A 13,352-nucleotide genomic window follows, 5' to 3' on the forward strand; every position below is an offset into this window, starting at 1 on the left:
AACTTTGTGCAACATTGTTAATGTGTTATGTGAAGAAAATGTGAAACAACTCTTATTTTTATGAGTGATTTATGATGCCCATTGATTGGGTTTTTATAATTTACTTATAAATCAATATATTGATTTCTCTTTTAAGATGGTGGCAAGTTAAACGCTTAATTAAGAATTTGACTTAAAAGTTTAACATTTGTGATGTGTCTTTTATTTATTGAACAAAAAATAGTTAATTTCTTGTTAAAAGCATCTGAGTCTGTCTAGCATGATGTGGCAAAGTTATTGAGTTATTGCAACACAAACAATCACAACATAGATAAGGTGTGCATCAAAAAACGCAAAATTGTGCAATTAAGTGCAACACCTTGAGATTAAAAGTTATCAAAGAAAATTATAAAGATAACGACAAAATAGACGCACTATGGAGACGACAGGATGACTGTAAGCACTCCGATGATCATTATGTTCATCGTATATATCACGGGTATGTTATTGATCGGCTATTTAGCCTATCGCTCAACGAAAAACTTTGATGATTACATTCTAGGGGGACGAAGTTTAGGTAGTGTGGTAACCGCATTATCTGCAGGGGCTTCAGATATGAGTGGCTGGTTATTGATGGGTTTACCAGGCGCTATTTTCCTCGCTGGGATTTCTGAAAGCTGGATTGCGATTGGTTTATGTTTAGGGGCTTATCTGAACTGGTTGTTTGTTGCAGGGCGCTTACGTGTACAAACCGAGAAAAATAATAATGCCTTAACGTTGCCAGACTATTTTACAAGTCGTTTTGAAGATAATAGTAAGATTTTACGTATTATTTCTGCGGTTGTTATTTTAGTTTTCTTTACTATCTATTGTGCATCAGGAGTTGTCGCGGGGGGCTTATTGTTTGAAAGCACCTTTAATATTAGTTACGACAAAGCGCTATGGTTAGGGGCATTGGCGACCATTGCTTATACTTTCTTAGGTGGTTTCTTAGCGGTAAGTTGGACGGATACTGTTCAAGCATCATTGATGATTTTTGCCCTGATCTTAACGCCAATTGTCGTGATTTTATCCCTTGGCGGGTTAGATACTTCAATCGAAGTCATTAAAGCTAAAAACCCTGAATATCTTGATATGTTTAAGGGAATGAACTTTGTTGCCATCTTGTCATTGTTAGGTTGGGGACTGGGTTACTTTGGGCAGCCGCATATTCTGGCGCGTTTTATGGCGGCAGATTCACATCGCACGATCCGTTCAGCACGCCGTATCAGTATGACATGGATGGCATTATGCTTAGGTGGAACGATTGCTGTTGGCTTCTTTGGTATCGCTTATTTTGAAAATAATCCTGCATTAGCAGGTTCTGTAATGAAAAATAACGAACGTATTTTCATGGAATTAGCCGGATTACTGTTTAACCCATGGATTGCGGGTATCTTGCTGTCTGCGATTTTGGCGGCGGTAATGAGTACATTAAGTTGCCAATTATTAGTATGTGCCAGCGCATTGACCGAAGATTTATACAAACCTTTTTTCCGCAAATCAGCGAGCCAGAAAGAGCTAGTATGGGTAGGGCGTGGAATGGTGCTGTTAGTCGCGGCGATCGCAATTTATATTGCCCAAGACCCAAATAACAAAGTCTTAGGATTGGTGAGTAATGCGTGGGCCGGTTTTGGTGCCGCATTTGGTCCCGTCGTTTTACTCTCTGTTATGTGGAAACGTATGACACGTACTGGTGCATTAGCCGGGATGGTTGTCGGTGCGGTAACAGTATTAGTTTGGATGAAATTCAAATGGTTAGGTTTATATGAAATCATCCCGGGCTTTATCTTTGCGACTATCGCTATCATTGTTATCAGCTTGATAACTAAGGCGCCAAGCGCAGCAGCACAAGCCCGTTTTGATGAAGCAGAAGCTGAATACAATACAAAATAATAGATAGATTTGGTTATCGATAGTAAAAAGGCTGAAAGGGAAACCTTCCAGCCTTTTATTTTTATTAATTGCTTATTCGTCAAATAATCAACGTGGTTTACGGCGTTTTACGACTTGGTAGCCAATAAACAGAATAACAAACCACAGTGGTGTCGCAATTAATGCTTGTCGGGTGTCATGTTGGAACGCTAATAACACCACCATGAAAGCAAAGAAGGCGAGACTGACCCACGACATAAAAATACCCCAAGGCATCTTATAGCGAGATGCGGCATGTTTTTCTGGGCGATTCTTACGGAAATTCAGGTAGCTTAATAAAATCATACTCCAGATAAACATGAATAAAATCGCAGACACGGTTGTGACTAAGGTGAATGCATGCATGATATCGGGAATAAAGTAGATCAAAACAATACCGAAACTTAGGCAGATACAGGTGAAAATTAGGCCTGTTGCGGGTACTGCTTTTTTCGATAACTGACTAAATTGTTTTGGCGCATCTCCCTCTTTAGATAACCCAAACAGCATACGGCTGGTGGAGAAAACACCACTGTTTGCTGATGAAGCCGCAGAGGTAAGTACCACAAAGTTCACGATACTGGCAGCAGCAGGCAGGCTGATTAGCACGAACATTTCCACAAAAGGACTTTTATCCGCCAAAATGGTGCGCCAAGGGGTAACAGCCATAATCACAATCAGGGATAACACATAAAAAGCAATGATCCTAATCGGGATAGCGTTAATAGCTTTCGGCAGGGATTTTTCAGGATCACGGGTTTCCGCTGCGGCGGTTCCCACTAACTCAATTCCCACAAAGGCGAAAATAGCAATTTGGAATCCCGCAAAGAACCCACTGAGTCCCATTGGGAACATTCCGCCATCGTTCCAAATATTACTTAAGGATGCAGTATGCCCGGCCGGTGATTGGAAATTCATCGCAATCAACGTACCGCCAACGGCAATTAGTGTCACAATGGCGACAATTTTGATCATCGCGAACCAGAATTCCAGTTCACCAAATAGTCGAACAGAAACTAAGTTAAGCGTCAGTAGGGTGGCAACACAGATAAATGAAGTCACCCATTCCGGGAAATTAGGCACCCAGAAACTGACGTACGAGGTGATCGCGATAATATCGGCTATTCCCGTGATCACCCAGCAGAACCAGTAAGTCCATCCCACAAAAAAGCCAGCCCATGGACCGATTAAATCCGCAGAAAAATCACTGAAAGATTTATAGTCCAGGTTGGATAGCAGTAATTCCCCCATGGCTCGCATGACAAAAAACAGCACAAAGCCGATGATCATGTAGACAAAGATAATAGAGGGACCCGCAAGGGAGATGGTCTTTCCTGACCCCATAAATAGCCCTGTACCAATGGCCCCACCAATGGCAATTAACTGAATATGACGGTTACTGAGGCTACGTTTTAGTTGATTTCGGTCAGAAGATGGCCGAGAGGTGGTTGTCGCTGCATTTTCTTCCATATTGTTATTTATCCGATTGTCATTGTGATATTAGCCCACACTATTTTTTTAAGTTTGAGGCTGTGTTTGCTCGAAATATTGTGACATAAATCTCAATTAGAGTAAGAGAAAATTTACAAATGGCTGAGAGACCGCTGGTTTAACCAACGGATCCTCCTAGGTTATTAACACTATTAACGAAAAATTAACCTGAAAATAAAAATAGCAGAATAAGATGAAATGTACCAAATACTTAATTCTAAATAATGACAGTTGGGGTATTGGATATATATAAGAGTGATATAGCTTATTTTTTAACTGAAAATGCCACGAGTTTTCTTCTTTTTAACCGTTATCTTCGTTGGTTATTTCTAAACGATAGGGCTAACGGTCACTTTCACGTCATATCCCACGACAAATAAAGCTTGTTCGAGCGCTTCAATTTTTGATGCATATTGTAGGTCAAGTAACCGCTCTATTTGTTGAGCGCTGATATTGAGTGTCCGAGCAAGTTTGCTCCGCGGAGTTTGAGTTTCAAGAATGGCATTGTGTAGTGCGATTTTTAAGCAACTCAATACAGGTAAATGAATAGCAAACGCATTAGTGACCGAATTTTGGGGAAGAGGAATCGGATTTCTTAATGTGATTAGCTCCGAAAGTGTGGCGAGTAATGTTTCTTGAGCCTCTAGTTCGACATCTTCTGCGCAATAAGTCACGCCTTGAATATCGGGAAAATCACAAAAATTAATTTCGTATACTCCTTCATCTTCGACAAATTCAACTGTTGCTAAATAATTAAACATAGTAAACCTCAAAAATTAATTTCTTTATAAGATAAATAGTACAAAGCGTCACAGAATAGACAATGGGTTGCATGTTAATAAAATGAAAAATGGATAGCGATAGTTTGGAGAACGAACATTTTTACCGATTTTATGCCTGATTGGCTAAAGAATAAGCCTGTTTCATAATGAAACCATGATGTAACCTCATCACCTCTTTGTGAGCCAAGTCCCAGTTTTAACAATATTTTATCCACCCTTCACCTCAGTATCAATATGCCAATTTTACCCTTTTAGTCATCATATAATTTTTTAAATAAAACATATGAAAACGTATATGTATCTTAATTCGAATAAGCAGTTATACGTAATGTTGTCATTGTGGTTAAGTAATTTGTTAAAATAAAAGTATATAGTAACATAATGATATTATCATTCATTGTTACTAACTGGTAAATAAACAGCGATATGTACGCGGGGGTAATAAGTTAAATTACTTATTTACATAAGTCATATTTTCGAAGCAGGTCTTGCTTATTTACACATAGATGTAGTGAACTTGGATGACCATCTTATTGTTTATAAATTCGCTAGGAGAATGGTGCTTAGTTTTTTTTATTTTTTCCTTTTATCAATAACTCAGTGCGCTAACTAATGCTGTGGCTTGAATTTTTTATGCAAAAAATAATAGCTAAATAGGTTAATCAAATGTTTGAAAAGTTAATTTAATTAAAATGAGTTTGTCATACAAAAATAACAATATTGCTTATTAATATGGCAATGCTCGATGAAAATTCATGACAATTTTATCTGAAATCTTTAATGGTATTGTCTGTATATAAAATGGTCTTAATTAGAATTTTTAATGTTATTGCTATTGGTTAATATTAATACAGTTAAATTTAATTAATATAAATTTACTATGGAATAATAATATGTATGACAAATTTAACTTTAATCTTGGCAGGAAAAAATTGAATTAATTTGATTAAGATTTGTAATTTTGATTAAACACATTGAAAAATAATGTTTAATTTTTATTCCTAAGTTACCGATATTACTAAGCCTTTAAACGAATTGCATTTTTACGAGAGTAATAAAGATTGATTTAGATCAATATGTAGGCTCTTTCGTTATGCTTAGTGTTTATCGCTTATAAATTCCCTCATATGTGTGAGTTTTTTACTTAAAATGCTAGTATTTGACTTATGAAAAATCTAAATGTTGTGAATATTTGAGATAAGTAGGATTAAGATATAGTTGTAATAAAGAATTGTTAATATATAGATGGATAATTATCCCGATAGACCAAAAAGAAACATAAGTGTCTTGAATAGTTAATTTAGTGGTGCATAATAATTAACGGCTAATAATGAAATCGGTATATTCTGAGATTTACAGGAAATGCTAACTTTTTAGCCACTCGTTATTGTTGTAGGTAATCAGGAAATATATTTAATTTAAGTTTGAACCTGTGTGTTTATATACTCCAAACTGGGTATTTCAATGGACCTCATGGGATAGTAATGGACTACACTATCCAGCTTTAATTATTTTCATATTTAAAACTTTGGTTAACACATTCGGCTCAAATTGATATTTGTTCTTTCTTCATGCAGATGTTAATAATTATTCGAAAGGTATAAAAAAATGAGCTCTACCACTGATTTTCTGAAGCATATATACGATATTAATCTTTCATATTTGCTTTTAGCTCAAAAGCTTATCGCCCAGGAAAAAGCCACTGCCATGTTCCGTCTCGGGATTTCCGATTCAATGGCAAACACTTTAGCAGAACTTTCTTTACCTCAATTGGTTAAATTAGCGGAAACAAATCAGCTAATCTGTCAATTTAGATTTGAAAACAGCGACACGATTGAAAAGCTTACTCGAGATTCTCGAGTTGATGAATTGCAGCAAATTCATACGGGTATCCTTCTTTCTACCCGATTATTGCAAACGCATAATGAGTCCGATTCAGATATAGCGAGAAAAAGATGAGTAGCGTAGCTGAAAAAAGTATTGTCAAGGAAGCTAATGATATTCGTTTGGCAATGGAATTGATTTCTCTTGGGGCTCGCCTGCAGATGTTAGAAAGCGAAACTCAAATTAGTCGCGGACGCTTAGTGCGTTTATACAAAGAACTCAGAGGTTGCCCACCACCAAAAGGGATGCTCCCTTTTTCAACCGATTGGTTTATGACATGGGAACAAAATATTCACTCATCCATGTTCTACAACGCCTATCAGTTTTTACTGAAAACCGGTCAATGTGAAGGGGTTGATGCTATTCTCAAAGCCTATCGACTCTATCTAGAGCAGTGTTCACCCAATACTGGAGACGAGCCAATTTTGGCATTAACCCGTGCATGGACATTAGTTCGTTTTGTGGAAAGTGGCATGTTGCAAAGTTCCGATTGCAATTGCTGTAGTGGTTCATTTATCACCTATGCCCACATTCCTGAAAATAGTTTTACGTGTAGCTTGTGCCAGCCTCCATCACGAGCGATAAAAAAACGTAAACTTTCCGAGCATCTCGCCGATATTACGGAATATCGACAAGATGGCATTACCAAAGCGGTAATGTAATTGGATTAATTTGGTTTACAGGCAATTTTATTGCCTGTCCTTCCTCATATTCCCTTTGACTGCCATCTGTTAACCAACGGAGTGAAAGGGAATACTGTGTTAATACTCATCGGATATATCATTGTTACAGCTGCCGTTATCGGTGGCTATGTCATGGTCGGTGGTCATCTTGGCGCGCTGTACCAACCAGCTGAGTTTGTCATTATTTTAGGGGCTGGTTTAGGCGCATTTGTTGTGGGTAACAGTGGTAAAGCCATCGTTGCATTATGCAAAGTATTACCAAGACTCTTCCGTCGCTCTTCTTACAACAAAGCCATGTCAATGGACTTGATGGCTTTGTTATTTCAGCTTTTGAATAAATCTCGTCAACAAGGTCTACTTGCGCTCGAAAAAGATATTGAAAACCCGCAAGAGAGTGAGATTTTTTCTCAGTATCCTCGCATTCTCAAAGATCAAACTGCCATGATGTTTATCGTGGATTATTTACGTTTAATGGTGACAAGTAACTTACAAGCCCATGAAATCGAAGCATTAATGGATGAAGAGCTAGAAACATTCCGTCAAGAAAATGAAGTACCAGCATCCGGTTTGAACATGGTGGGTGAATCCATGCCTGCGTTCGGGATCGTGGCGGCTGTTCTAGGTGTGGTGAATGCACTTGCAGCTGCAGACCGACCTGCGGGTGAATTGGGCGCCTTGATTGCTCATGCAATGGTAGGAACTTTCCTTGGTATTTTAGTGGCTTATGGATTTATTTTGCCACTGGCTAGTTTAATTCGTCAGCGCAGTAGCGAACAATTAAAAATGATGGAGTGTATTAAAGTCACTTTCCTCTCTTCGTTGCAAGGGTATGCCCCTCAAATTGCGGTTGAATTTGGTCGTAAAGTCTTATTTAGCGTTGATAGACCATCATTCCTTGAGCTGGAAGACAAAGTCCGTGAAGTCAAAGTCGGTAATCGCGCAACAGAAACTACTGAGGAGTAATCGCTAATGGCAGCCAATGGCCCTCAAATTATTCGTGTTAAGAAAAAAGGCGGTCATCAGCAGCATGCCCACGGTGGAGCATGGAAAATTGCTTACGCTGATTTTATGACTGCGATGATGGCATTCTTTCTGGTTATGTGGCTGATTTCCATCTCCAGTCCTCAAGAATTAACCAAGATAGCGGAGTATTTTCGTACTCCGCTCAGTACTGCCATCAACCCAGGAACGAAAAGCGGAGATGCCACTAACCCCATTCCCGGTGGTGGAAAAGATCCGATTTTTCGTGATGGTGACGTGATGCCAGAACCAAATGACATCATTTCCGGTGATGCGAATTATCGATTTGAAAAATTAAAAGAAAATCTTGAGCAAGCGATTTTACAAGACCCGCGTTTGAATGAATTAAAACCCCATTTATTGATTGACATGATCAACGATGGTTTACGAATTCAAATCGTAGATAGCGCCAATCGCCCTATGTTTAAAGTGGGTTCTGCTACCGTCGAGCCTTACATGCGCGATATTCTGCGTGCCATTGCGCCACTACTCAATGATGTCCCGAATCGCATTAGTATTTCAGGACATACGGATGACTTGCCGTATGCCAGCGAAGCCTATTACAGCAACTGGGAACTCTCATCCGATAGAGCCAATGCCTCTCGCCGTGAGCTGATCATGGGGGGAATGGATGAGCGAAAAGTTTTACGTGTAGTAGGGATGGCTTCATCCATCCATTTAGACAAAGAAAACGGCTTAGCACCCGTCAACCGGCGGATCAGCATCATCGTATTGAATGAAGATGAAACAAATCAAATTTTACATGAATACGATGGCGCAACACCGATTAACGATGTGCTGAAAAAAGGCCCAGAAGATGTGCCAATACCGGCAAACAGTGATGTTGTGACTGTGAAGGTGACAAAGTCACCCGATAAACAGTAATGACAAAAACCATAATCACCCGAATCTCACTACTGCCGGACTTATCCGGCAGTCAGTGTTAAGTGAAACTTAAGCGAAATTGGATAAAAAGCATGGATATTACCGAGTTTTATCAAACATTTTTCGATGAAGCCGATGAGTTGCTTAGGGATATGGAACAGCATTTGCTTGAGCTTGATCCTATTGACCCAGATAGCGAGCAGCTCAATGCCATATTCCGCAGTGCCCACTCAATTAAAGGTGGGGCGGCAACCTTTGGTTTCACTCATCTACAAAACACCACGCATACCTTAGAAAACTTGCTCGATAAGGCACGTCATGATGAGCTGACATTAACGCCAGATATTATTGACGTTTTCTTAGATGCAAAAGACGTGATGGTGTCCCAATTGGATGCCTATAAAAATGACTCATTACCGGATGATGAGACTTTCAAACGCATTTGTGATGTGCTCAAAAGCATTGAACATGATGTCAGCGAAGTCGGCCCGGAAGAGGTTGCCGCTCTTGTTAGCATGAGTACCGAAGAGACTGACTGTGTTGTGGCTGACGATGTTGCGACAGAAGAGTCCTCGTCAGAAACCGCGATGCAAACTCATGCTGCGTTGACAAATAACGAATTTTCTCACTATTTCATCATTACGTTAAACGGTCTGAAATCGACGGAAGTAGATGTATTAGCGGATGAACTAGGTTTATTCGGTAGCTTATTTGGCTCTGAAAAAAGTGATTCCAGCTTAAAAGCGTGGTTAGGGACCAATACGGATATCGAAGATATCTGTGGAGTACTGTGTTTCGTCGTGGATGAGTCTCAAATCCAGCACAGCGAAATCAGTTTTGAAGAGTGCCAGCGTGCAACACAAGGTAGTAACCAGAAAAGTAAAGTTGCTGCAACTCTCGAAGAGCTGGAAGCAACGGTGGAAGAGTTGGCAGCAATGGTTGAAGCACCTGCCGATCCAGTTGAAGCGCCTCAAGCGGTTGTACCGACATCTACACTTGTTGCGGCACCAACGTCAGCGCCATCTTCGACATCATCATCTTCAGCATCGTCATCCGCAGCCACTAAAAAAGCTGCTGCAGCGAAGCCCAAAGGGGATTCAAGCAGTATTCGTGTTGCAGTTGAAAAAGTTGACCAACTGATCAACTTAGTCGGCGAGCTGGTAATCATCCAGTCAATGTTGACTCAGCATAGCCAACAAGTTGACCAAAACGAATATGCAGATTTACTCAGTTCTATCGTTCAATTAGAGCGTAACTCACGCGCTCTGCAAGAGTCAGTTATGTCCATTCGTATGATGCCGATGGATTATGTTTTCAGCCGTTTCCCACGTATGGTGCGCGATATTGCTTCTAAGCTGGGTAAGAAAATCGAACTAAAGGTGGAAGGTAGCTCAACCGAATTAGACAAGAGCCTTATCGAACGCATCGTCGATCCACTGAATCACCTTGTCCGTAACAGTCTCGACCATGGTATTGAAAAACCAGAAGTTCGTTTGGCAAATGGTAAGCCTGAAGCGGGAACATTAACGCTCTCTGCGGCACATCAAAGCGGCAATATCTGTATCGAAGTGCGTGATGATGGGGCAGGGCTAAACCGCGAACGAATTTTAGCAAAAGCTCGCTCTCAAGGTATGAATGTTCACGATGGCATGACCAACGATGAAGTCGCGATGTTGATCATGGCGCCGGGCTTCTCTACTGCCGAAGTGGTGACGGATGTTTCAGGGCGTGGTGTCGGAATGGACGTGGTTAAACGAAACATTCAAGACATGGGCGGACGTATTCAAATTGGTTTCACAGAAGGTAAAGGCACCATCATTCGGATTTTACTGCCATTAACCTTAGCCATTCTTGATGGTATGTCAGTCAAAGTCTCTGACGATGTGTTTATCGTGCCACTTAGTGCAATTATTAGCACATTACAGCCACGTCCAGAGGATATCTATCGCCTTGCCGGTGAAGAAAAAATGCTGCTCGTTCGCGGTGAATATTTACCACTGGTCGAATTGCATCACGTCTTTTCTATCAAAAATGCCGAACCAAATCTTGCCAATAGTATCGCGCTGATCATCCAAAATGCGGGGCATCGTTTCGCTTTATTGGTTGACAAGCTGGTGGGGCAGCAGCAGGTCGTGGTGAAAAATATCGAAAGTAATTATCGCAAAATTCCGGGAATTTCCGCTGCAACCATCATGGGCGACGGTTCTGTTTCGCTGATTTTAGACGTCGCAGAATTGCAGAGAATGAACAACAACATTTTGATTAATAAGAAACAGCCTGTTTCTCAACCAGTAATGCACTAAATAGAGGTTATATACCATGTCTATGTTAGATGACGATTTAAACAAGCTTGAAGAAGAAAAGAATGGCGAAGGCTACCTCATTTTTACGCTTGGTGAAGAAGAGTACGGAATCGAGATTTTAAAAGTGCAGGAAATTCGTGGTTATGAGCAAGTGACTCGTATTGCGAATACTCCTGACTTTATTAAAGGTGTCACCAACCTGCGTGGCGTCATTATTCCGATCATCGATCTGCGCATTAAGTTTTCCCATGAAAACGTTGTTTACAACGACAACACCGTCGTCATCGTTGTGAACTTAAAAGACCGAGTTGTGGGAATTGTGGTTGATGGTGTTTCCGATGTACTGGTGTTGCATGAAGAGCAAATTGCACCACCGCCAGATTTCGCGGTGACATTATCCACTCAGTATCTGACCGGTCTAGGAACAGTAGGCGAACGTATGTTGATTTTGGTTGATATCGAAAAATTATTGACCAGTGAAGAGATGGCGTTAATCGACAATATCGCGGAATAACGAGTCATTAGATGCGTTAAATACGCTGATAATTTGCTCAAAAATGGTAAGTGAATGACTAAAGTTTTTGAGCAACTGTCCGATATCCAAACTACAACAACACTATGTTAGTAAAACACCATGTACAGTCGAATTAAAATCGTATCAGGACTTTTGTCCGTTATTTTTGTATTTATTTTATTGCAGCTGGTATCAAGTGGTTTGATGTTTACCAAACTCGGCGATAACAGCGACAGTATTAATTATTTGAATTCTCTCCAACGCCAAAGACTCGTTCTGACTCAAAGCTGGGTCAATCTATTGCAAGCTCGTTCTGACTTAAACCGCGCCATTAACGCGTATTTATTAGAAGAGTTAAGCATTAAAGATGATGCCTCTGCTGCGGATCTTATTGCTTCAGCAAAAGGTAAATTTAAAGCTGCCGATGAAGCGTATGACAGCTACAGAAAGTTGATGGCAAACGCAGATGTGGATAAGGGGTTATTTGATAACTTACTAAAATCCTATGAGGATTATCGTGTTGCATTAACCAAACTGTCGGAATATGCAGAGAAGGGGGATTTAAACGGCTTCTATGCGCATAGAACGTCAGGGTTACAAGCCAAATTTGAAGAGCAATTTGGCCTCTATTTTGCTGAAATTTCTTCAGATTTTGAAAATGAAGTCGTGAATGCAGAATCCAATTACCGCCAATCACTGTATTTGCTGGTTATCTTATCCGTACTGTTAGCAGTGATCAGCGTGATTAGCTATCGCTATGTGCGTAAAGGGATCACTGAGCCATTAAATACGCTGATCGAGCGCATTAAAGTGTTCGCTTCAGGGGATTTAACGCCAAAAATTGATACCTCAGCGAACAATGAAATTGGTGAGTTAGCGCGTGGTGCTCAGCACATGCAACAAGAGCTGATCAATACGGTTCGTGGTGTACTGGATGGTAGTGAAACTATCTATCAGGGAACCACTGAAATCGCAGCGGGTAACAATGACTTATCTTCACGTACCGAGCAGCAAGTGGCTTGCTTAGAAGAAACGTCTGCTAGCATGAGTGAGCTGACAGCAACCGTTAAGCAAAACACTGAATATGCTCATCAAGCTAGCGAGTTTGCAAGCCAAGCTTCTGTTATTGCAAAAGAAGGCGGCAAAGTGGTGTCTAACGTGGTTCATACCATGCGCAACATTGCTGATAGCTCGCAAAAAATCTCTGACATTACCGCTGTTATCGACAGTATTGCTTTCCAAACCAATATCCTCGCATTGAATGCTGCGGTTGAAGCGGCGCGTGCTGGTGAGCATGGCCGTGGATTTGCTGTGGTTGCCGATGAAGTTCGTAGCCTTGCTCAACGCAGCGCAGATGCAGCAAAAGAGATCAAAGGCTTGATTGAAGACTCTGTTTCTAGAACAGACGTAGGGGCTCGCCAAGCAGAAGATGCTGGTGAAACAATGACAAAAATTGTCGACTCAGTCACACGTGTTACTGACATCATGACGCACATCGCAACCGCGTCTGATGAGCAGAGCAAAGGTATTGCTCAAGTGAGTATTGCCGTGGAAGAGATGGACAAAGTAACTCAGCAAAACGCCTCACTCGTTGAGCAATCCGCTGTTGCTGCAAATGTACTGGAAGAGCAAGTCGCTAAGCTTTCCCAGTTGATCTCCATTTTCCGTTTACCTGCAATGGATCAAGCAAAAGTACGCAACGCACAACCTGCACCAAGAACAGTATCTAATATTGTTAAAACACCAGATTTATCCAAAATCGCATCGAAAAATCATAAAGATGACGATAACTGGGAAACCTTTTAAGGGTAAATCTGTTCGAGCGCTGTGAGAGTTTCTCTCGCAGCGCTTTTATATG

Annotated in this window: 10 protein-coding genes; 8 read left to right on the forward strand and 2 right to left on the reverse strand. The window is 40.6% G+C overall.

All coding sequences use genetic code 11. The features are described from left to right. Window positions 1-429 precede the first annotated feature (429 nt). On the forward strand, window positions 430-1,914 hold the full coding sequence (gene putP, locus M5X66_RS06090) for a sodium/proline symporter PutP (protein ID WP_036951523.1): 1,485 nt from the start codon (window positions 430-432) through the stop codon (window positions 1,912-1,914). Window positions 1,915-2,001: 87 nt separating this feature from the next. Here putP and cycA read toward each other — a convergent pair whose 3' ends face one another. Both cycA and M5X66_RS06100 read right to left on the reverse strand, forming a co-directional pair. Then, window positions 2,002-3,402, reverse strand: coding sequence for a D-serine/D-alanine/glycine transporter (cycA, locus tag M5X66_RS06095; RefSeq protein WP_154600298.1), 1,401 nt, complete (start codon window positions 3,400-3,402; stop codon window positions 2,002-2,004). 350 nt (window positions 3,403-3,752) lie between these two features. Beyond that, window positions 3,753-4,184, reverse strand: a complete 432-nt coding sequence (locus M5X66_RS06100; protein WP_036951513.1) for a hypothetical protein — start codon at window positions 4,182-4,184, stop codon at window positions 3,753-3,755. Between the two features lie 1,629 nt (window positions 4,185-5,813). On the opposite strand from M5X66_RS06100, the gene flhD reads away from it, so the two are divergent. From flhD to M5X66_RS06135, 7 genes are all read left to right on the forward strand, one after another. Next, the gene (gene flhD / locus M5X66_RS06105; RefSeq protein ID WP_036951507.1) at window positions 5,814-6,164 is read left to right on the forward strand and encodes a flagellar transcriptional regulator FlhD; all 351 of its coding nucleotides are present in this window, start codon (window positions 5,814-5,816) and stop codon (window positions 6,162-6,164) included. Beyond that, window positions 6,161-6,751: a flagellar transcriptional regulator FlhC gene (flhC, locus tag M5X66_RS06110; RefSeq protein ID WP_036951503.1), complete on the forward strand. Its 591-nt coding sequence runs from the start codon at window positions 6,161-6,163 to the stop codon at window positions 6,749-6,751. Before flhD ends, flhC begins: the two co-directional genes overlap by 4 nt. Window positions 6,752-6,847: 96 nt before the next feature. After that, window positions 6,848-7,735: a flagellar motor stator protein MotA gene (motA, locus tag M5X66_RS06115; RefSeq protein ID WP_036951501.1), complete on the forward strand. Its 888-nt coding sequence runs from the start codon at window positions 6,848-6,850 to the stop codon at window positions 7,733-7,735. Between the two features lie 6 nt (window positions 7,736-7,741). Continuing rightward, entirely contained in the window at window positions 7,742-8,677 is a 936-nt protein-coding gene (gene motB, locus M5X66_RS06120; protein WP_036951498.1) for a flagellar motor protein MotB, read from the forward strand. 92 nt (window positions 8,678-8,769) lie between these two features. Continuing rightward, window positions 8,770-10,980 (forward strand): chemotaxis protein CheA, encoded by a 2,211-nt coding sequence (gene cheA / locus M5X66_RS06125; RefSeq protein ID WP_108479570.1) that lies wholly within the window; start codon window positions 8,770-8,772, stop codon window positions 10,978-10,980. 16 nt (window positions 10,981-10,996) lie between these two features. After that, complete coding sequence (gene cheW, locus M5X66_RS06130) at window positions 10,997-11,494, forward strand: chemotaxis protein CheW (protein ID WP_006662059.1); 498 nt, start codon at window positions 10,997-10,999, stop codon at window positions 11,492-11,494. Window positions 11,495-11,614: 120 nt separating this feature from the next. Further along, window positions 11,615-13,300 carry a methyl-accepting chemotaxis protein gene (locus M5X66_RS06135; RefSeq protein ID WP_036951493.1) on the forward strand — a complete coding sequence of 562 codons (1,686 nt, stop codon included), beginning with the start codon at window positions 11,615-11,617 and terminating at the stop codon, window positions 13,298-13,300. The last annotated feature ends 52 nt before the right edge of the window (window positions 13,301-13,352 follow it).

This window comes from Providencia sp. PROV188 (genome assembly GCF_027595165.1).
Lineage (GTDB): Bacteria > Pseudomonadota > Gammaproteobacteria > Enterobacterales > Enterobacteriaceae > Providencia > Providencia lanzhouensis.